The organism is Streptomyces sp. PA03-1a (genome assembly GCF_033792805.1).
Classification (GTDB): Bacteria; Actinomycetota; Actinomycetes; order Streptomycetales; family Streptomycetaceae; genus Actinacidiphila.
In genome coordinates, this window is the sequence record NZ_JARAVO010000048.1 from 16,934 (window position 1) to 37,804 (window position 20,871).

At 67.3% G+C, this 20,871-nt stretch carries 15 protein-coding genes and 6 pseudogenes; 8 read left to right on the forward strand and 13 right to left on the reverse strand.

What is annotated here, in order from left to right; all coding sequences use genetic code 11:
* Positions 1-237: 237 nt before the first annotated feature.
* The 3 genes and pseudogenes from PV341_RS13420 to PV341_RS13430 all read right to left on the reverse strand — a co-directional run bounded on the left by PV341_RS13420 (position 238) and on the right by PV341_RS13430 (position 3,581).
* Complete coding sequence (locus PV341_RS13420) at positions 238-1,311, reverse strand: GvpL/GvpF family gas vesicle protein (protein WP_500357895.1); 1,074 nt, start codon at positions 1,309-1,311, stop codon at positions 238-240.
* 209 nt (positions 1,312-1,520) lie between these two features.
* Positions 1,521-2,714 (reverse strand): PP2C family protein-serine/threonine phosphatase, encoded by a 1,194-nt coding sequence (locus PV341_RS13425; protein WP_500331679.1) that lies wholly within the window; start codon positions 2,712-2,714, stop codon positions 1,521-1,523.
* A 351-nt stretch (positions 2,715-3,065) separates the two neighbouring features.
* Positions 3,066-3,581: pseudogene (locus PV341_RS13430) on the reverse strand (cysteine hydrolase family protein).
* A 574-nt stretch (positions 3,582-4,155) separates the two neighbouring features.
* On the opposite strand from PV341_RS13430, the gene PV341_RS13435 reads away from it, so the two are divergent.
* From PV341_RS13435 to PV341_RS13460, 6 genes are all read left to right on the forward strand, one after another.
* The gene (locus PV341_RS13435) at positions 4,156-4,551 is read left to right on the forward strand and encodes a DUF2267 domain-containing protein (RefSeq protein WP_500357873.1); all 396 of its coding nucleotides are present in this window, start codon (positions 4,156-4,158) and stop codon (positions 4,549-4,551) included.
* A 274-nt stretch (positions 4,552-4,825) separates the two neighbouring features.
* Positions 4,826-5,068, forward strand: coding sequence for an acyl carrier protein (locus PV341_RS13440; protein WP_500357874.1), 243 nt, complete (start codon positions 4,826-4,828; stop codon positions 5,066-5,068).
* Between the two features lie 577 nt (positions 5,069-5,645).
* Entirely contained in the window at positions 5,646-6,140 is a 495-nt protein-coding gene (locus PV341_RS13445) for a DUF6328 family protein (protein ID WP_500357876.1), read from the forward strand.
* Between the two features lie 150 nt (positions 6,141-6,290).
* Entirely contained in the window at positions 6,291-6,479 is a 189-nt protein-coding gene (locus tag PV341_RS13450; RefSeq protein ID WP_500357877.1) for a CDGSH iron-sulfur domain-containing protein, read from the forward strand.
* 666 nt (positions 6,480-7,145) lie between these two features.
* On the forward strand, positions 7,146-7,361 hold the full coding sequence (locus tag PV341_RS13455; protein WP_500357878.1) for a hypothetical protein: 216 nt from the start codon (positions 7,146-7,148) through the stop codon (positions 7,359-7,361).
* A gap of 937 nt (positions 7,362-8,298) precedes the next feature.
* The gene (locus PV341_RS13460; protein WP_500357880.1) at positions 8,299-8,526 is read left to right on the forward strand and encodes a hypothetical protein; all 228 of its coding nucleotides are present in this window, start codon (positions 8,299-8,301) and stop codon (positions 8,524-8,526) included.
* A gap of 60 nt (positions 8,527-8,586) precedes the next feature.
* Here the strand turns inward: PV341_RS13460 and PV341_RS13465 are convergent, their stop codons facing one another.
* From PV341_RS13465 to PV341_RS13490, 6 genes and pseudogenes are all read right to left on the reverse strand, one after another.
* Positions 8,587-8,790, reverse strand: a complete 204-nt coding sequence (locus PV341_RS13465) for a hypothetical protein (RefSeq protein WP_500331693.1) — start codon at positions 8,788-8,790, stop codon at positions 8,587-8,589.
* A gap of 103 nt (positions 8,791-8,893) precedes the next feature.
* Complete coding sequence (locus PV341_RS13470; protein WP_500331695.1) at positions 8,894-9,334, reverse strand: CBS domain-containing protein; 441 nt, start codon at positions 9,332-9,334, stop codon at positions 8,894-8,896.
* 380 nt (positions 9,335-9,714) lie between these two features.
* A pseudogene (locus tag PV341_RS13475) lies at positions 9,715-10,840 on the reverse strand (IS256 family transposase); the annotation flags it as partial.
* Positions 10,837-11,082 (reverse strand): DUF2283 domain-containing protein, encoded by a 246-nt coding sequence (locus PV341_RS13480; RefSeq protein ID WP_055589532.1) that lies wholly within the window; start codon positions 11,080-11,082, stop codon positions 10,837-10,839. The gene PV341_RS13480 and the pseudogene PV341_RS13475, both read right to left, overlap by 4 nt.
* Positions 11,083-11,121: 39 nt before the next feature.
* A complete protein-coding gene (locus PV341_RS13485; RefSeq protein ID WP_500357882.1) occupies positions 11,122-11,871 on the reverse strand; it encodes a transposase family protein in 750 nt (249 codons plus the stop codon).
* Between the two features lie 196 nt (positions 11,872-12,067).
* A pseudogene (locus PV341_RS13490) lies at positions 12,068-12,248 on the reverse strand (NAD(P)-dependent dehydrogenase); the annotation flags it as partial.
* 1,271 nt (positions 12,249-13,519) lie between these two features.
* Between PV341_RS13490 and PV341_RS13495 the strand changes: the two are divergent.
* Entirely contained in the window at positions 13,520-14,491 is a 972-nt protein-coding gene (locus tag PV341_RS13495; RefSeq protein ID WP_500357883.1) for a TIGR03557 family F420-dependent LLM class oxidoreductase, read from the forward strand.
* A 115-nt stretch (positions 14,492-14,606) separates the two neighbouring features.
* Here the strand turns inward: PV341_RS13495 and PV341_RS13500 are convergent.
* A pseudogene (locus PV341_RS13500) lies at positions 14,607-14,790 on the reverse strand (transposase); the annotation flags it as partial.
* A gap of 68 nt (positions 14,791-14,858) precedes the next feature.
* The gene (locus PV341_RS13505) at positions 14,859-15,314 is read right to left on the reverse strand and encodes an HD domain-containing protein (protein WP_500332197.1); all 456 of its coding nucleotides are present in this window, start codon (positions 15,312-15,314) and stop codon (positions 14,859-14,861) included.
* A 550-nt stretch (positions 15,315-15,864) separates the two neighbouring features.
* Between PV341_RS13505 and PV341_RS13510 the strand changes: the two are divergent.
* Positions 15,865-18,097 (forward strand): annotated as a pseudogene (locus PV341_RS13510) (molybdopterin oxidoreductase family protein); the annotation flags it as partial.
* A gap of 361 nt (positions 18,098-18,458) precedes the next feature.
* Here the strand turns inward: PV341_RS13510 and PV341_RS13515 are convergent.
* Complete coding sequence (locus PV341_RS13515) at positions 18,459-19,397, reverse strand: GNAT family N-acetyltransferase (RefSeq protein WP_500357885.1); 939 nt, start codon at positions 19,395-19,397, stop codon at positions 18,459-18,461.
* Between the two features lie 169 nt (positions 19,398-19,566).
* A pseudogene (locus PV341_RS13520) lies at positions 19,567-20,448 on the reverse strand (IS982 family transposase); the annotation flags it as partial.
* Positions 20,449-20,871: the final 423 nt, after the last annotated feature.

Here is a 20,871-nt window from a genome sequence, read left to right on the forward strand (position 1 = left end):
CATGCGGAGGGGACGCAGCCCTCGTGGCGGGGTCGCCCAAACGTCTGCCTGGCCATGCGAGTGGTCCACGCGGCTGGCCGGGTGGGCACGAAGGCGCGGTCCCGTCGCTTCCTCCGGGGCCTTCGGCGGGGCCGCTCCGTCACGCCGCATGATTCGTTCCTTGACGAGACGGCCACCGAGAGCTGACCCCGCTGGCTCGACACGCTGACCAACCGCACAGTCGAGCATGTGAGCGACTTACCACCTGATGCTGAGCGGCTGCGGGTAATCCACCTGCAGCTGCAGATCGACGCGGTCGACGCGAAGATCCGCGAGGCCGAGGAGAGGGAGCCCCGACCCGCTGCCGCTGCCACGCCGCCGAAGCAAGAGAAGTCGCACGCTCGTCGTCGAGGCCGAGGTCGTCCCTGGTGTTTGACCAGGCGGGTGAAGGGCTTCTGCTTGATCGCGGCGTACGAGGTAGGCGGTGCTGCTGATGGTGGTTCCGGGTTCGTCGGTAAGGCGTGCCCTGGACTGGGGGTGCCGGCGGGAGGCGGTGGCCAGTCCCGTGAGTTTCCTATGGAGCCGGTCGGCTGCCGCCAGCGCCTCGCGCTGATGGTGACCAGCATCGTACGACTGGTCGTGCACTGGCAGGAAGGCTTGATCGGAGCGCGTTGCCTGAGGCAAGGGCGGTATGGGGGGCTCTTCGACGGGCAGAGCGTAGACGGTCACCTCCCACTCCTGCTGGCCAGCCAGCGAGGTCAGCACGTCGGTGAAGTGCTGATGGTGCGCTGCCACCATCGCCGCCAATAGTTCCTGGTCCCGGTGCACGGTGGCCAACTTCAGCGGCAGCACGCTGGTGTGCTGAGCCAGGGCGTCTACGGTGCTGCGATGTATGCGAGCAGCTCCCAGCCAGGAAAAGTTTCCAGATGCCATCTGAGTGCCTTGCGGGTGTATTCGATGCGCGGCACTTTGCTGACGGCTACGGCCAGGTCCGCGGTGTAGATGATCCGAACGCGGCGGCCTGCAATCCCACGTAGGTGCCTCAGGGCCTTGTCCTGTCCGGTGAAGGGCTACAGGGCGGTACTCAACGGTCCGTACTCCCCTCGGGTAAGGCTTGGTCTGGGCGATTGAGCCGTCCGCTGGGTGTGAGGTATCTGGGGCCGCACGACGGCTCGCCGGGAAGGTCCGTGATAATCCGAACGCGTTGCCGACGGGCCACCCACGGTGGCGTCTACCCGGGGACGGGTGCGTGCACTGCGCGAGTCCCCCGCTGGTGCCCGGCGACGCCGAGTTGGTTGCCCGCCGCGTTACCGCGGTCTGCTGGACGCCCATCAGCGCCTCGCGGACCAGCAAGCCGCCTTGCCTGACCGAGTAAGGGTCGGCTCGCACGTCACCTCAGTTCCAGGCCGCCACCTGACTTTCGCTTGGACGCCGAGCCCCTCATGGCACCCTTTGAAAGCGGCCGGGGTCGCTCGCGCTCTTCAGGCGCTGGCCATGTGTGCAGGGGGTGAGAGTTCGCCATGCTGAACCAGCGTGTGCCGCTACGGGGCAGCTCCGATCCATTCGCAGATGAGGACGGTGGCGTCGTCTTTGAGCCTTCCACGATGGTGCTCGACGACTGCGTGCATGAGTCGGCGCAACGTTTCCGGGGCCGGCATGCCATCGGCCTGCTGGCGGATGATGAAGTCGGTGAACCGGCCCCGGCCGAATTCGTTGCCTTGCGCGTCGCGGGCTTCTGTGACGCCGTCGGTGTAGAGCAGGACGCGGTCGCCGCGTTGGAGATGTTCGTGGCACGTCTGGACGGGCAGGCCCAGGTCGCTGCCCATCGGGTGCGAGGGCGGGCAGTCAAGGACGTGCACCCAGCGTCCGCCACGGATCAGCACCGGCGGCGGGTGACCTCGGTTGACCCACGTGAAACGGCCGGTGGAAAGGTCCAGGTCGGCCAGCACGCCCGTGATGTACCGCTGATGCGCAAACTGCTCGATGAGCACCTCCTCGATGGCGGCACTGGCCGCCGCAAGGCCGACGCCGTGACGGCGCTGATTACGGCAGGCGGCCATCGCGAGTTGTGACGTCAGCCCGGCGGCGTTGTCGTGGCCCATGGCGTCGAAGACCGCCAGATGGAGTACGTCGCCCGCCAGTGCGTAGTCGAATGCGTCCCCGCCGACCCGGTAGGCCGGCTCCATCTCGGCGCAGACCACCACCCGGCCGTCGGCAAACGCCCGCGGGGGCATGAGCGCCCACTGCATCTCGGCGGCGATGTTCATGGACTCGACGCGCACCAGACGCGCATGCGAGTCGCTCGAAAGCCGTTTACTGACGAGCTGCAGTCCCACCAGAGAAGCGAGATACTCGGCCGCATCAAGGCCCACCCCGAGGGCTACGTCGACCCGCAGGACGCCCAGACGATGCGTGCCGTCAAGGATCGGCACCCAGTGGCGCTGCCGACCCGGTCCGGCACCCGGAGCGGTCATGATGCGGGTGTGGCGGAAGGCACGCCCCGGCAGCGTCGTTTCGATGCACAGCTCCTCACCGTCCCGGCCGGCATCGAGCCCGACGCCCGTCAGCTCTCGGAGCACCTCCTGTCGCAGGTCCGACACATAAACGCGGGCGTCCTCCAGCTCCGCCTTCGCCGCGTGCTCGGCCACCAGCCCGGGAAGTTGCTCGATGCTCGCCAGGTGACCGGCCTGCAACAGGCCACCCAACATCCGAAGCACGTCATCGGACCGCGCCATCCAGTCGCCACCCTTGCTCGCCGATCCGTCCCCCACCATCGTGCGCCTCAGGACCGAAGAGCAGACGCATTGCCATCCGCCTGGCTCGCCGCGTCGCCAGTGGTGAGGAGGGTCCCTGAGAGCCGGCGTACCGTGCAAACGGTCCACCCGCCTGGTCGTGTGAAGGGCCCACGGCGGCCGCTTCGCCAAAGCAAACACGACGGCCGGGCGAAGCTGCCCCGCCCGCTGCCCTCGATGGGGGCAGCTGATGGAGCCCCCAGCATCAGGTTCGGCCCAGGCGGTGTCCGGGTCTTCCTGCCTCCGCGAGGGTTTGCTCGCTAGAGGCCCTCGGGTTCGTGAAAGAGCGGCCGGTCAGGGCAGCGGGAGCCCTGAACCGGTCTCGACGCCCATCCGGACCTCGTCCGCCGCGCAGAGGTGGGTGCCCATGTTGCGCTCCATCATGCGCAGCGCCGCGTCCGCCAGGTCGCGGTGGATGTGGGCGACAGCGTCACTCGCGACAATCGTCGGAAGGTCACGGATGTGCGCGTCGAGTGCCGAGTACAGCACGCACTGCTCGGTGACCTGCCCGCACAGCACGAGGTGGCCGACGTTCTGCCGGTCCAGGAGGTACACCAGCGGAGTTCGGAAGAAGATCGAATGCCGGGCCTTGAGGACGAACAGCGAGTCGGCGTCGGGCTTGACCGGTTCAACCAGGTCGGCGTGCGGACCGGCGAGCGCCATGTCCAGGATCTCGTCGTGCGGGAGCGCCAGCGTCCGAAATTGTCGTTGACGTAGATGACGTCCACACCGATGTCGCGCGCGCGTGTCGTGTTCGTACGTATTGATCATGTCGATCACGACGAGCGCGGTCGTTTCCTTGTCGTGCATTCGTTGCGGACCTCGATGGTTGCCGTGTCAGGCGGTCACTCCCCGGCGGCGTGCTGGGCTCGTACGCGGGGGAGGTGCAGAAAGCTCCGGACAGGGTCGTTGTTCCAGCAGGCCATCAAGACTGCGTCGCAGCCTGGAGGGGTGGAATGCCGAATGATCGTGTATCCGCCTTCGGAATGCGACGGGCGCCGGGTCCGGCTGGATGAGCGCATCCTCACCCTGGCCCATGGGCCCAGGGACATTCTCGTCTTGCTGCGGCGGGCTGGGCTCAGGCCCCGAGTCAGAGACCTCTGGAAGGGGAGCTGGGTCGAATGGCGGGGCGGCGGACCTGATCTTTGGTGACAGGCGGCGCGCCGCGCCGCCCGGTTCGCATCGACCGCCGTTCCACCGTTCGGGCCTGCCCGGCGGACGCCGGGCCGCTGCGATTCCTTCCGCTGGGTCAAGCGTCGCGTCGCTGGTCGTTGCTGTCCTGGCGCAGCTGGTCGGCGTGCCGAATGAGAGCGTCCACGCGCGCAGCTATCTGAAAGGCACACCGATGTCCCCGCAGCCCCCAGCGGACCTCCGTACACCGGCGATGACGTTCGACGCGATGGTCGAGCACGTACGCTACGAGGGTGCCTACCCAACCCGCGAACGGGCCGAGCAGGCCGTCCGTGATGTGCTGGCCGGACTCGGTCGGCAGCTGATCGGCGAAGAACGCGTCGCCCTGGCCGCCCGGCTTCCGGTCGAGGCCGCGCTCGAGCTCACCGCCCGGCTCCCCCGCACCGAACCGCTCACCGGCTTCGACTTCGTCAGCGACCTGGCCACCCGCACCGGCGGCACGCCCGCCACCGCACGCTGGGACGCCGGGACCGTTTTCGCGATTCTCAGTCGCCTGACCGGGGACGACCTCATCAACCGCGTTCTCGCACAACTGCCAACCGGGTACGCCTTGCTTTTCGGCCGGGCCGAACTGGCGCCGACCGCATAGCGGTGGCCGCGGTCGGCTCTCGCCCATCAATTCACCCCTTCGACGCGCAACCCACACGGACTGTGTCCCGTCGCGGCGCACCCGATCGTGCGGGGCTGGTCGGCCGCACCGCAGACCGCCTCACGCCGGGGAACTGCCCGTAGCCTTGGCGGCGTGGCCAGCACCGGCACTCACCAGTCCTTCCCCGCCGACCGTCCGGCACAGGACGGCGGCCCCGTTTGTGGCGTTTTCGTACGGGCAGGCGTGGGGTGTCCTGACGGAACGGAGGAGAACGATGGCGACAGGTGAGACAGGATTCAAGGACGTGGCGTACGACCTGGTGTCGGTCCAGTACCACTCGCTTAAGGCTGGCCACGACTACGGTCAGTACGTACGGGACGCGAAGAGCGCTGGAGAGAACGAGATCGCGGACTTCTTCGAGGACGTGATGCGCGAAGACTCCGAGCGCGCCGCTCGCTGCCATGAGTTCCTGTCAGAACTGGCAGAGAAGGGCGATATCGGGCCCGCCGCGTCCTAACGGACTCACACGCCGGATCCTGAGAGGCGCTGGCTGTGCCAGGCGGGGCACTCACTGCCCCATCGGGCCGGGACCCCGCCTGGCGCTGCGACAGGCGGGCAGGCAGGTGGCCGGCCTGCGCGGGCGACCATGAGGTGGACGCGTTACGGCAGGCGAGCGCCTGGTCCACAGCAGCGGTCGGGTCCAGCCGCGGCTGCGAAGGTCGGTCAACGCGGTGACCGGACGGCGCGCTACCCGCAGATCGGCGCCGTCGTCACGAGCCCGGAGTGGCCGAGGACCCGCTCCTAACGGGTCCATCTCAGACCACGTCATCAGCGTGGCGCCAGAGGAGGCACGTCGCCCGCTCCTGGTGTAGTTCCTGGGTTACGTTTTGTTTCATATCGAACCAACCTGCCCCTTCCACACCAGGAGCAGCGTGACCTCTGCGGTGCTGGCAGGCTGGTGCGGCGATCCGTCCGTTCAGGGCACCCGGCTCGCCCGATCGGACGGGCTTGCGTCGCGCCCACGCTGCCACCAGTTGGGAGGGCGGTAGACAGCAAGGTGACAATGCCGCCGAGCCGCCTGTGAGAGAGACGCCATGGCCGCTGACGCCCATGCCTCCGGACGCCATGAGACCGAGGAAGAGCGCGCGGATCGCAAATGGGGCGAACTGATCCAGGAGGTGCGCGTCGCCCAGACCGGCGTGCAGATCCTCTTCGGTTTCCTGCTGACGGTGGTGTTCACTCCCCGCTACACGCAGCTGCAGCACGCGGACAAGGTCATTTACATCGTCACCGTCGCCCTGGGGGCCTCGGCCACCGGCGCCCTGGTCGGGCCGGTGGCCTTCCACCGCCTGGTGTCGGGGCTGCACATCAAGCCGCAGACAGTGCAATGGGCCTCCCGCGTGACCTTCGTGGGTCTGATCCTGCTCCTCGCCACGATGACAGCGGCGCTCTTGCTGGTGCTGCGCGTGGCCACGCACGACCCCTTCGTCCCATACCTGGTCGGCGCGGTCCTGGCCTGGTACCTCATGTGCTGGTTTGTCCTGCCCTGCTGGGCACGGGTTCGCTTCGCAGGTCACCGGCATAAGTGAGCGGACGGATCCAATGGCGGCGGCCGGCTGCCGGACCCCCAACCTCGGCATCAGCCCTTACGCCGCACGTGAGGGTACCCGCGCCAGGACCTAAGGAAGAGCTGGTGGTGGTCCGTGCCGAACGTGAACGGTGAACCAGCGCCGACGCGCGTGACGATCACCCGGGAAGGACCGACCCTGATCAAAGGCCCCGTCGAGGTGGTCCTGGACGACGGCCGTGTCGTGCGTTCCGACCGCTTCGTCGTGGCCATCTGCGCCTGCCGCCGCAGCCGCACGTACCCGTGGTGCGACACCAGCCACCGTCGCCACACCCGGCCTGCCCCGGCTCCCGCGGATTAGGTCCCCGGAACGGCGGTTGCCCTGCCCTTGACCGGGGACGTCCGGTCAATCCGGCCTCAGCGGGGATGGTCGGCCGAGATCCGCGTTTCGGGGGCCAATTGCTCGGCGGATGGTTCCGATGGTCGGCCCACGCGCAGTGGCGGCAACGTGAGCAGCCTGCGGGCGCACAGTTCCTGTACGACGAGGAGCAGCACATTGCTCTGGTCCAGGCCACGCGCCCACGCCGCGTCTGGGGCCGGCGCGGCTTCTACGGGCGACGCATCCCGTGGTCGCGGGACGCGTGGAGTCTGTCGAGCGGGTTCCTCAGCGCACTACCGCGATATCGGCGCCGAAGACTTCGTCTTGATAGGGCAACCGGGTGATGTCGCTTGGAGCCGATTACGTCTGGGTGAATCGGCTTGAGACTCAGCGTGATCCAACACAGCAGGTACCTCACCAGCCCATCGCCGCAGCAGTACCGGACGCCGTCGCAATCGTGGTGACATGCCTGCTTCCGGCGGAGGCGCCCGATTCGGCTCACGCGCGGCTCTGACCGGGCGGGTAACACCAGCACTTTTCCGGTACGTACCCGTGCACCAGAGGTAGGTAGAGCCGCATGAAAGCTCTCGTCATCAACTGCACCCTCAACGGTCGCCGCAGCCGTCCAGCATCTACGCCCTTGCAAGGGTGGCAGCGGACCAGCTCGCCGCCTGCGCCGTGGACATCGACTGCGTCCGCGCCGTGGACCTCGACATCAAGCCGGGAGCGACCAGCGACGAAGGCGACGGAGACAAGTGGCCCGAAGTCCACGGCAAGCTATTGTCCTCGGAGATCCTCATCGTCGCCTCCCCCACATGGTGGGTAGGCCCTCGTCGATCGCCCAGCGCGGGCTGGAGCGCATGAACGCCATGATGTCCGAGACGGACGACCGTGGCCGCCCGGTCGCCTACAACCGGGTGGCCGGTGTGGTGGTGACGGGCGACGAGGACGGCGCACACCACGCCATCAGCGAGATCTCCGGGGCGCTGACGGACCTGGGCACACCATCCCAGGCCAGGCCTGGACGTACGGGCACCTCGGCCCCGGGGCCGGCCCCGACTACCTCGACGACGAACGCGGCCACGACTGGTCCCACAAGTCAGGTCGCGCCATGGCCGCGAACCTGCACGGCGTCGCCCAGGCCTGGCAGCGACACCCCTCAACGGACCGCCAGGATGATCGTGGCGTCTCTATGCGGACCGCCGATTACGCGACGGCGCCGAAGGCAAGCACCCCGGGCGGCGAACGAGCACCAGCAGATGCGCCCGTGATCCCGGGAGGCCCTGCTCGCCATCGCAGGCGACGAAAACGCCCGCCAGTGAACGGTGGCATGGTGAACGGGACGGCTGAGGCACTGTGCAGCGGCTGGCGGGCTCAAAGCTCGTGCGCTCCGAGGTCGTCACTCGGATGCGTCGTCCCGCTTGAAGATCACGCGACTGGGCGTGATGCTGTTCGGTGCGTCCGAGAGCTCGACCTGCGCCGGTAGCTTTTCGGGCCTGAGGAAGCCCCCGCCGGACCCACCTGCGAGGGCTCTTCATGCGAGGCCGACGATGGCATGATGCGCTGATCGGCCTCGTCACCTCCGTGTAACGCACATTCTGCGCCCTTGGAAGTAGCGTCCCGCCATGCTGCTTCCCACTTCACCAGACCGGGGTCATGGCCGCTGATCCTGGCAGACGCGGAGATCCGGCCGACCTGGCCGTTAGGTCCGGCTGAGCTGCCGCGGACCGTCCACCACCGCCAATCCCCGGACCCGCCTGCGCTCCCCGATTCCCTCCGCGACTGCACAGTACCGATCACGGTGGAGGTGTCCGAGCCAGTGGCATACCGGTGGCACGCCTGGGCCGGGAGGATGCTGCCGAGTGCTGCCGCCGGCGTGCTGACGGCAACCGGCTTCGACGGCGGTCGGCCCGACGAATGGTTCGTGTTGGAGCGGGCGGTCCCCGCAATCGAGTGGGTGTCGCTCATCGACCTGGCGGCGCGGCTGCCGCTTTGGCCGGAGGCGATGGAGCCGCCAGAACGGGGGTAGCCGCCCCTTAGGGTCCCCTGCCCGGCCCCGTGATCCCAGCAACCGGGTCAGGCGGGGGACTCACCATACTGTCGGGCCTGCGCTATGCCAGTCGAACAGCTCGTCGTCCAGATAGATCGAGTCGGGATCGAGGCCAGCACGCCGCAGGAACTCCATCAGGTCCCGAAGGTCGTAGGCGATGCCGAGGTCCTGGCAGTCCAGGCGCACACGCCGACCGCCAGCCTCAGAAGGCGGCGGGTACACGACCACCCGATGCCGCTCCATACGCTCAGGCTGCCTCCACCGGAGGAGAGGGCGCGCAGCCTACATGTGCAGCCCTGTCCTCCCCGACGCGCGCACCGGGCGGGCGTTGCAGCCCGCCACCGGATCAGGCGTTGACGTACACCCGGGTCACGAATTCCGCGATCTGGGCGTCCGTCAGATTGCGCGCGAGGTCGGCCTCGCTGATCATGCCGACCAGTCGGTGACCCTGCTCCGTGTCGATGACTGGCAGGCGCTTGATCTGATGCTGTTCCATCAACTGCAATGCCTCATCGGCGCCGGCGCTCGCGTCGATCCACTGCAGATCACCGGCTAGAGTTCCCGCCTGAACCGTTGCGGGGTCGATGCCCTCTGCGTCGCACTGGACCACGATGTCGCGGTCGGTGATCAGGCCCGCGAGCCTGTTGTCGTCCCCGCAGATGGGCAGGCATCCGACGTTCAAATCGCGCATCATCCTTGCCGCTTCCTGAAGCGATTGATGCGCGCCGACGCACTGGACTCCGCCGGACATGATGTCCCTGGCCGTGAGCTGCTTGTTGCCCGTCATCCTCTTCTCCCCTGCGATTCTGGCTTTCGGGTCCGGTTGACAGCGGATGCTCGTGAGGCTGGTCAGAGCCATCGCGTCGATCGTTTCCGGCTCTCTGCCGTGGCTCCAAGCCCCTGCTAGACCTGCCGTTCAACGGAGGCGCGCTGTACGAAGGCACCCTTCTCTCCAGGATCGGCTTCGTCCCTACGGCTCGCATCTGCAGGGAGATCGCCAGGGATGAGACCGTCAGCGGCACCGGATGCACCCTGGCGGGCGACGGCGGCTCGATGACAACGCTTCCGGACCCTTGCGCCGAGAGGGCACGTCCGCTGGAGTGGTGTATCGACGGCAACTCGGTGATCTCTTCTTTGAGGCCATGCGGTGAGTTCGGTTGGCAGGACGGTGTCGTCGTTTCCTGACTCGATCGGGCGGATGCGGGCTTTGGCGAGGAGGTCGCGGCCCATGTAGCGGCGGGCCTCGGTCCACTCGTCGTTCTCATCGGCCAGGACAGCACCGACCAGGCGGATCAGGGCGGTGCGGTCGGGGAAGATGCCGACCACGTCAGTGCGTCGGCGGATCTCTTTGTTCAGTCGTTCCTGCGGGTTGTTGGACCAGATCTGCCGCCAGGTCTCCCGCGGGAAGGCGGTGACGGCCAGCAGGTCGTGGCGGGCGGCATCCAGGTGCTCGGCCGCCTTGGGAAACTTGGTTTCCAGAGTGTCCAGGACTTGCTGCATCTGGGCCTGGACGGCGTCGGCGTCGGCGTCGGGCTGTTCGAAGACGTCCGCAGCAGCGTCGCCACCCATGGCTGAGCCGATTTCGAGACCTGGGAGAGCAGATTGCGGGCGTAGTGCGTGCGGCAGCGCTGCCACGAAGCCCAGGCAGGACGGCTCTGATGGCGTCGACTGGCCCGGCGTGGGCGTCGGAGACGACGAGCTGGACACCGGTCAGGCCGGGGGCGATGAGCGAGCGCAGGAAGGCCAGCCGGCCGGCGCCGTCCTCGGCGGTGGCGACGTCCAGCCCGAGGATCTCGCGGTGTCCGTCGGCATTGACGTCGACCGCGATCAGCGCGTGAACGTTCAGGACGCGGCCACCTTCGCGGACCTTCTGGGTCAGTGCGTCGACCCAGACGAACGCATACGGTCCGTCGTCCAGGGGCCGGTTACGGAAGGCGCTGACCTGTTCGTCCAGGTGCTTGGACATCGCGCTGACCTGGGACTTGCTCAGCTGTGTCACGCCAAGGGACTCGGCAAGTTTCTCGACCCGGCGGGTAGAGACCCAGAGCAGGTAGGCGGTGGCCACCACCAAGATCAGGGCCTGCTCGGCCCGGCGACGTCGTTCCAGAAGCCAGTGCGGGAAGTAACTGCCGCTGCGGAGCTTGGGGATGGCCAGCTCCACCGTGCCGGCCCTGGTGTCCCACTCGCGCGGGCGATACCCGTTGCGATGGTTGACGCCTTCGTCACTGGGCCTTTTCCAACCTGAGCTGGCGGCTGTGCAGGGTAACGATCGCCGGGCTGCTCCCGGGCTCAACTGCCCTCGGAGTCCAGCCGCTCGGCGGCTTGGAGCACGTACTCGGGGAGCTTCGACGTGGCGGCTAGGACCTCGATACCGATGAGGCGGCCCTGCTCGTCGAAGTCGAGGTTGATCATGCCGTCGACATCGATCGGATCGCAGGGATAGGTATGTGCTGATCTCACACTGACCTGCGGGTCGGTGAAGTATATGTACGCCGCGTTCACGGTCTTGTCGTAGGTGACTTTGACGTCAGGCACGATGCTGGGGTCCTTTCTGCGTTGTTGGTTCCGGTCTCGTCAGTGCGCTGCGAGTTGCAGGGCGAGGACGGCCTTGACGATGGTGGTGACGCGGGTCGTACTGCAACGGAGTTTGCGCAGGAGGCGCCACGTCTTGAGAGTGGCCATGGCCTGCTCGCCGAGCGCGCGGACCTTGGCGTGGGAGGCGTTGACGGCTCGTTGGCCTGCGAAGAGTTCCTCCCAGCGGCCGCGGTAGGGGACGCGGACGGTGCCGCCTGCTCCTTGGTACGCCTTGTCCGCCCAGCAGCGGACGCCCGCTTGGGTCAGTGCGGCGGGGATGCCGTGGGTGCGGGCGGCCTTGATGTCGTGGACCGCTCCGGGCAGTGCGGGCGATGCCCTGAGCAGGCGGCCGAAGGGGTCGGTGATGGCCTGCACGTTCATGCCGTGCTTCTTGTGCTTGGGGCGGTCGGCGGCGATGCGGTCGATCGGCAGCAGGGTGCCGTCCAGGATCACGAACGCTTTCGTCGCCGCGGTGCTGACGGCTTGTTCAAGCGTTGGGGCGAGGGCGGCCAGGACTTCGACAGCTTCGCGGATGTAGCGGTAGACGGTGGCGATGCCGAGGTTGAACGCCGCGGCGAGCCGGCTATAGCTGTCGCCGCATCGCAGGTGCGCGAGGGTGAGGAGTGCCTGGCGTCCCGCTGGCAGGCGTCGCCACCGGCTACCGATCTCAGGGCGGCACTGACGCAGGTGACGGGCGAGGAACCGCAGGGTCGAATTGGACAGGCCGATCCCGGACGGGTAGACAAGCACGGAAGCTCCTGGAAGACAACGGGTGATCTTGGTCGTGAACCCGTCTACCAGGAGCTTCGCTGCGCTGTACAGACCTCCGCGACGAACCAGCCACCCTCACCACGAGGTTGGAAAAGGCATGGCGTCTCCTCAAGCGAAGCTCGAAGGCGGTCGTTGATCCACCGCCTTCCCGGTCGGTGGCGGCACATGCCGCTCCTCAGGGCAGCGGAGTACCGCCCGTGGCGTTGACGACCTCCGCGGTGATATAGCTGGCGCGGGGAGGCGAGGAAGACGTACGCCTGGGCAGGGCGGCCGAGCGGCGACTGCTTTCCGAATTCGGTGGTGTCCGGGAGGGTCGCCGGGATCAACGGGGCGCACATCGGGCCCGGGGCCACCGCTTCCCCGACCACAGCGGTCGCACACCCACGCGCCCCCTTCCAAGACCGTCGCAGTTCCCGCCGATCGAGAGGTGAGTGCCTTCGGCTGGTGATCGCCGTCAACTCACGGGTGCGGCAGGAAAGCCGGCAAACACAGCGGACGCGCCTGGGTGAGGAGTTCACGGGTAGGCGAGGAGTCGGAGCAACCCTTCCCCCGGGGCACCACTCGGAGGTCGAAACCTCCCCGGCTACCCTCCGCGACCACACGGTGAGGCGAAATGCAAGATCGAATAGATATGGCTTACAAAGAATGGCCCGACGGGTCTCCCCTGTGGGTTCTCATCACGATCATCGTGATGATGGGCTCGCTGGCGCTCATCGCCAAGCTGTTGCGCGACAAGAAGTGACACATCAGAAGGTGCGGCTAACGGGAACTTCCCTCCGGTCCGGGGTACGCCGCTGTCATTGCGCGTCGACTGAGTTCGGCACCGGTGACGCCGTGGACATAGGGCAGCGGCAACCCTCGCGCCCCGGCCGTCCGGTAGCCGCCACCCGGCAACGACATGGCCTGCCGTGCCCGCCACGTGGCTGGACCAGCCACAAGACTCCCGACAAGAGCACGGGCACAAGCTCCGCAAGATCGAGGACGCCGCTGCGTGGCCCACCTCCCACCCGCGCCACGCTCTGCGAGCACACCGTTTGCAGGATTTTGGGCTGTTCCAGGTGGAGGTCGTGTTTCCAGCCCCGGGGACGCTCATGGCCACTGTCCCGGATCGCTGCTGGAGCAGCCTGCCTCATTCCTCCGCAGTCAACGCCGCTCATCTGGCCCGCAGCCTTCGCGCCGCCCCAGTATCCGCCCAGCTGATCCCACCTGAGCGGCCCATTCCCTCCGGAACACTCGACGGCGGTCCCGCTTCGCCCGGCACCAAAACCCCAGTCCCTTACCTCAGCACCGCCGTGCCCACCGGCCCCCGCTCACAGCGCGCCAGCGCGCCAGCGCGCCAGAAACGCGCATGATGGGAATACGGACGTTGCCATGGAAAGTGCCTAGCTTGGCGATGCGGGCCGTGCTTCCGCCCGCGGTTCCTCAGCGACGCCGGCTGAGATGCCAGCCAGCTAAAGTGCCTTGCCGCAAGCGCTCTCCCCCGGAGCCCCTACAGCCAGGCAAGGTCGTTGACGGCGATTTCCCAATGTGGCCCAGGGGCCACGTAGAGCTGCTGCACAGATCGAGGAGACATTTGAGCGCCGAATCGCTCGTCGCCTGATCATCAACCTTGTAAGAAGGAAACGCTATGACCGCCTACGGATACTTCCTGTCCTCGGAGGAGTTCGCCCCCGCGGAACTGCTTGACCAGGCACGCATGGCCGAGCAGGCCGGTTTCCAGGCGCTGGCCATCTCAGACCACTTCCATCCTTGGAATGACGAGCAGGGCGAGAGTTCGTTCGTCTGGTCCATGATCGGAGCGTTGTCCCAGGTGACGTCGCTGCCGATCACCACTTTGGTGACCTGTCCCACGGTGCGTGTTCATCCAGCGATCAACGCCCAGGCCGCCGCGACAGCGGCCGTGCTCACCGAGGGCCGCTTCCGCTTCGGTCTGGGAAGCGGTGAAGCACTCAACGAGCACATTCTCGGCGACGCTTGGCCTGAGGCCGCTGAGCGCCTGCAGATGCTCGAAGAGGCCGTGCAGATCATCAGGAAGCTCTCCACTGGAGAGCGCGTTACGCACCACGGCACCCACTACACCGTGCAGAACGCCCGCCTCTACACCATTCCCGCCGAACCGGCTCCGTTGTACATCTCCGGCTTCGGGCCCGAAGCCGCCGCGCTGGCCGGCCGTATCGGGGACGGCTTCGTCACAATGAAACCCGATGCAGCGCTGGTGGAGCAGTTCCGGCGGGCCGGGGGCGGAAACAAGCCGGTCATCGGCGGACTGAAGGTGTGCTGGGACACCGACCGAGCGCGCGCGGTGAAGACCGTGCACCGGCTGTGGCCCAACGAGCAACTTCCGGGCGAGCTGGCCCAGATCCTCCCCACCCCGGAGCATTTCGAGCAGGCCGCCACCCTCGTCACCGAGGACATGATCGCAGACGCCATCGTCTGCGGCGACACTACCGACAACCACGTCGCCGCGATCAGGGCGTATTCTCAGGCCGGCTTCGACGAGGTCTACGTGAACCAGATCGGCCCCGATCAGAAGCAGTTCTTCGACTTCTACCGCGCCGAGATCCTACCCAGGCTGTCCGCTGGCTCCTCCGCCGGTTGATCTCTGCGCAGGGCGCGTGCCCTACTTTGCTCCATCGCAGGCGCGATACTTCGCGTCGCCGACCGATGGGCGAGTTGGTGCACTTCGGAGCTCGACAGGGTGTTGCTGCTGGTCAAACCTGCCGCCAGATCTCGCGAAGGAAGGCAGTGAAGGCCAGCAGACGGTGCTGGACGGCATCCAGATGCTCGGGTGCCTCGGAAAACTTCGTTCCCAAGCCACCCCGGGGCGGGCCGCATCTGGGCCTGGATGGCGTCGGCATTGGGTTGCCCGCAGACCATCCGTAGCAGCGTGGCTACCCACTCAGTCATGCGGCATCATCAAACGGTTCGCGCAGAGGGAGGGCGGAGCAGTGAGGCCTCCGTTGGCGTTATGCGTCGCCCGCTGTCAGGCCGAGCAGCCGCCTCAGCCTCGCGTACTTCTCGTTGAGCTGGCGCCGGGTGGGTTCGTCGATCAGGGCGAGCCTGGCGGGGTCTGCGTTATGCGCGAGGTCGGCTTCCTTAATGAGGCGAGCGCCCGGCACGGCAAGGATTCGGCACGCGTACGATTCGTCGCTCTCCCCCGGTCGCTTGGTCATGGCGTCAACCAAGTCCTTCACATGCTGGGGAAGCTCCGCAAGGACAAGCCACTCTCGTGAGAGCTTCTCGTCTTCGATCGTGTCATGCAGCCAAGCGGCGGCAATCTGCTCGTCGGAGCCGCCCCGCTCCCTGACTCCGTCGACCACGGCCTCGACATGTTCCACATAGGGCCGCCCCGACTTGTCCATCTGGTGCGCGTGCGCTTCGCGGACGATCCCCTCGATTTGCACGAGCGTTAGGTCCGGCATGAGTACAACTCTACGAGCACCGGGCTAGGGGTGCCCGGAGGAGAACGCACCCCTCTGATCACCAGCACAAAGGCCTCGTGGACCTCAAATGCGTCGACGGGCCGGGGCAGACTTCCGTCCATCGTGCGCTCAGGACCGAAGTCCGATTGACGCTCCTTGCATGACCGCCCGGGGCGAGGGCACTGTCACCGCGGGCGGCGTAGCGTGGGGAGGGTCCGCCCGGCTGGTCGTGTCAGTGAACCACGAGGTCCGGGCCAGTGACGGGCCCATGCCTTTGACGCGATGCTCAAGCATCTCTGACCGCAGACATAGGCGCGTCGCGGGTGGGCAGGTGCCCAGAATCCTCCCGCAACCGCGGGAAGAGACGAGAAATCGAAAAAGGGCAGCGTGAGACGGGGCCAAGAGCGCTCCATGGCGTGCCTTGAGTCCCCGCGGGTAGGGGGAGGCCCAGGGTGGTTCATTGATGGGCCTCTGGCGAGGGGATGAGTAGGGAAGCCTCCGGGGTACGCGATGGGGTCTGGTTGGGAGGCACCTACAGCAGGAGGCGCGGATGCAGCCATCAGTGGATCGGATCGCGCACCCGAGGGGCAGCCGAACGCCCTACGGCCGGGCCGAGACGTGGCCCACGCGAGTAGATGCGTACCTGGCCGAGGGCATCGAGCCGGGCAGGGTGGAGCGGTGGGTGCAAACTGCCTCGATCCTGCACTCTGACGGCGACGCCATGGAGATCGCCGTCGCTGGTGGCCGCATCGTGGCGTACGCGGTCGTGCCATTGACCGAGTGAACCGCGGCCGGCTCGGTCAGAAAGATCTCTTCGGCTGGCAGGCCAATGGCAGCCCCGACCGGCTGACCCGCCCGCTGATCCGCCGCGAGGGCCAGCTCGTGGAGTGCGACTGGGATGCCGCGATGGATCGTGTTACGACGATTTCGACCACGCTGACGTCATCGCCCTGTTCGGCCACAACATCGCCGAAACCCAGCCGGTGCAATGGATGCGCATCCTGGATCGACTCGAAGGCACCGGCCCACCACGCCTGGTGTGCGTCGACCCCCGCCCCACTCCAGCCGCCTCCCGGTCCGCCGTTCATCTCGCGCCGCGCATAGGCACGAACGTGGCGCTGATGAACGCCCTGCTACACGAAATCATCCGCACAGATCGCGTCGCCCACGACTACATCGCCGCGCACACCGTCGGCTATGAGGAACTGGCGAAGCGGGTACGAGACCGCACTGCGAGGTGGGCCGCTGAGATCTGTGACCTCCCTGCGGCACGCATCGTTGAGGCAGCGGAGCTCCTGGGCCACGCGGACCGGCTGACGTCGACCGTGCTGCAGGGGTTCTATCAGTCGCACCAAGCCACGGCGGCCGCCGTACAGGTCAACAACCTGCACCTGATTCGCGGCATGCTCGGACGGCCCGGGGCCGGGGTGCTGCAGATGAACGGACAGCCCACTGCGGAGAACACGCGCGAATGCGGAGCCAACGGCGACCTACCCGGCTTCCGGAACTGGGAAAACGAGGCCCATGTCTCCGACCTGGCAAAGCTGTGGAACGTCGAACCCGCCTCGATCCCCCACTACGCCCCGCCGACCCATGCGATGCAAATGTTCCGCTACGCCGAGCAGGGCTCGATCGCCATGCTCTGGATCAGCGGCACGAACCCGGCCGTGTCCCTGCCGGAGCTGTCCCGCATCCGCTCGATACTCGCCCACGAACGCCTCTTCGTCGTCGTGCAGGACCTGTTCCTCACGGAAACCGCTCAGCTCGCCGACGTGGTGCTGCCCGCGGCCACCTGGGGTGAGAAGACGGGCACGTTCACCAACGCCGACCGCACCGTGCACCTGTCGGAGAAGGCCGTCGACCCGCACGGCGAGGCAAGGCCAGATTTGGACATCTTCCTCGGCTACGCCGCCCGCATGGAATTCCGCGACAAGGACGACGGTCCGCTGATCACCTGGCACGACGCCGAAGCGGCCTTCGACGCCTGGAAACGGTGCAGCGCCGGCCGCCCCTGCGACTACACCGGCCTCACCTACGACAAGCTGCGGGGCGGCAGCGGCATTCAGTGGCCGTGCAACGAAGAAGCGCCCGACGGCACGGAACGGCTGTATCGCGACGGCATCGCCTGGGCCCACCCCGACCAGTGCGAGAGCTACGGAAAGGACCTGCTCACCGGTGCATCCGACAGCGTGGTGGAGTACCGGTCCCTCAACCCAGACGGCAAGGCGGTCATGAAGGCAGCCGAGTACCTGCCGGCGCACGAGGAGCCCAGCGCCGAACTCCCCTTCCAGCTGACCACCGGGCGCACGATCTACCACTTCCACACCCGGACCAAGACCGGGCGAGCGCTCCAGTTGAACACCGCGGCTCCCGACGTGTGGGTGGAGATGTCCGCCGGGGACGCCGAGGCCCGAGGAATGGGCGAAGGTGACTTGGTCAAGGTCACCACACCCCGCGGTTCGCTGCGTGGCCGGCTTCGTGTGACCGGCATCCGGGCAGGCCTGCTGTTCGTACCGTTCCACTACGGCTACTGGGACACTCCAGGGCTCTCCGGGCCCAATCATGGCGCTCCGGGTCGCGCCGCCAACGAGGCGACGGTGACCGACTGGGATCCGGTCTCCAAACAGCCGCTGTTCAAGACCGCTGCAGCGGCCGTGACACTACTGGAGCGCACAGCCGGACAGGCCGCCCCGGCGCCAACGACCACCGCATCCGCTCCATCGCGAACCGGCGACGTCCCAGCCACGGCCGGGGGTCCGGCTGCGTACGCGTCCCAGACGGTCGACGGACCCCTGGGCACCCGTAAGGACGGACTCGGTGAACGGCATCAAGAACATTCTGCTCGCGCTGCACCAAGGCGAGGAGCACCTGGCAGAGAAACTCGTCACCGCCGCAGACAGCCATCGCACGGAGCACGAGGTGCATCACGTAGCCATCGATCTGGCTGAATGGTCACGCGAGCACGTCCGGCGGTTCGAGGACGTCGCCAAAGCCTACGACCTGGACCTCGACCCGCACGGCGTGCCGCGGACCGGCTTGCTTCTAGACGAGTAAGTCCGAAGCCCGGTCAGGCCCACTGACGAAATACTGCCTCCGAGGTGACGGAATGCCGATTCCGTTGACAGGTAACGCGAGCGCGGCTGGTCATGCGCCCCCCGGAGCCTCCAGGACCATACGGATCTCCGTCACCTCGTAGCCGGCGCGGTCGAAGGCCGCGGCCATCGGGACATTCGTCGTATCCGTCGTCGCGGTGATCCGCTCGGCGCCTTCGGTTGCATGGAAACGGGTGATTTTGGCGAGGATCTCGTTGATCAGCCCCTGACCGCGCTGCTCGGGTACGACTCCGAGATAGCCCACGTTGCGGTTGTACGGGGTCGCTGACGGGACGGCCAGACCGGCGAGCGTGCCATCGGGCAGCTCCGCGAGCCTCCACCAGGAGCGCTCGCCCGGGCAGTCGAGGTAGAACCGCATGTCCTCCTCGGCCAACTGCCTGGTGTCCTTGGTGCGCAGCTCGTCAAGGGTGGCTTGGTCGAGGCTGCCTGCCGACACCCGGATGAAGGCATCCAGGAACTCCTGGTCGCTTCCCTCGCGGAACACCAGCCGACCGCCGGCTTCGGGCAGTCCTGCCGCGGGAGTCCATTCGTAACGTAGGCGCTGAATTTCCCGGCTCAACCCTGTGCGCAAGCCCACTTCACGACGCCAGGCGACCGCCTCGGTGAGTTCCGGGCGGGTGCTCCAGTTCGCTGGGAGAGAGAGGTTGTACAGCGGGCGCGTGCCGAAGGCGGCATGCCCGGCGTCGAGGAGCCTGGTGGCGACGGCGACCGGATCGGCGACTGTGGAGCGGACCTGGAGACAGTCGAGGGCTATAGGCCGCTCGCTGTCGGCGCGGCCCCACCACAGCGCGCGGGCGAGGACTTGCCCGTCCTCGTCCTCGGCAAGCCAGATCCACTCCGGGCGGAACCGGTTGGCGTCGAGCTCTCCGCTGAACCTCTCGGCGGTCAGGGCGGCAACCGGGCCGTCGGCGGGGTACGCGGCGGCACGGTCAAGGGTGGTGGGGTCAGCGGTGGCGGGAAGGAATCGCATCCGGCCCATGATCACGGCTGGGCGGGACCGGGTCAAAGCATTTGCCGCTTCCCTCCGCGCTCGGTTCTTTGCCACAGTTCACCGGGAACATTCACGCAGGGACAAGGGAACGCCACACCACCCGAGCCGTGTTTCCGCAGCTCAACGGATTCCGTCGGTGGCCCGGCCAGTGGTCGTAGGCGATCAGTGACCGGGTGACGGGGGCTGCGGTGTGGTTGTTGTGCCAGATCGCGGCGGCCATCGCCAGGACGCGCTGGGCGACCCGGATCGCGACGCCCTCGAAGCTGCGTCCGCCGTGGTCTTCCAGGTCGAGCGGACCCTTGAGGGTGTCGTTGACCGACTCGATCAGCTGCCGGACCTTTTTGAGCATGGGCTCGCCGTAGCGGGCCTTCTCGTCCTTGCGGGACGGACGCAGCATGGTGATGCCGTACTGGCCCAGCAGCGTTTCGAAATCCTTCCCGGCGAATCCCTTGTCGCAGATCAGGAGGATGCCGTCATGCTCGGCAGCCACGCCGGCGTCGACTTCGAGCATCGCGGCCAGCACCTCCCGTTCGCCGATCTACGGATTGGCCAGCGCCCATAGGATCGGCATCCCAGCCGGGGTGCACACCAGGTACAGCTTCAGCCCCCAGTAGAACCGCGAGTGGCTGGCGCAGTAGCCGTAGCCCGCCCATCCGGCCAGATCCGAGCGCTTGACCGTGGGCCGGGACATGCCGCAGGGCACCGGGGTGTAGTCCGCGATCCAGCAGTCGTCCAGCCAGAAGTCGCTGGACTTCGCGAGCATCCGAATGACCCGCTTGACCAGGCCAAGGGCGGCACGCAGCCGTTTGTTGTAGCCGGACTGCTGCGGCAGATAGGGAGACATGCCGGCCAGATGCTTGCGGGCGTAGCGCAGCCAGTGCGCCTCGGAGGTGAAGCCGAGCAGCGCCTGGGCGACCGCAACACACACCAGCTCGGAGTCGGTCAGCACCGGCGGTCTGCCCGTCCACCGCGGCCCTCCCAACTCGTCATCGATCTTCACGTACAGTGCGGTCAAGAGGGTGTTCAGCATCTCGGCGGTGACCCTGCCCTCGGCCTCCGCGATCGGGGTCTGTTCCGACTCGCCGAAGAAGGCGTCGCGGGGCATGACGACCTGTTCCAGGGTGAGTTCCTCGGGGCCCGGGATGTCCACGGGAGCCGCGGGGCGCAGATCGCCCGCGTGGTCGACGAGGTCGGTCCGGGCGGTTACCAGGGCCCTCGTGGTGTCCTCGTTGTCGGCGTGGGTGAGCTGGGCGCTCATCCTGCGGTGGTCGCTGACGTGGAGGTTCACCCCGTGGTGGGCACGCAGCCAGTCGGCGGCCCGGTATCCCGTGGTGCCCAGAGCGGAGATGTCGACGATCACCTGCAGGAGGTCCAGAATGGTTCTCGACGGAATCGAGCGCCTGCTCCGCCATGAGGACCGGGCGCTCGCCCGGCGATTGCGCACCATGCGCAT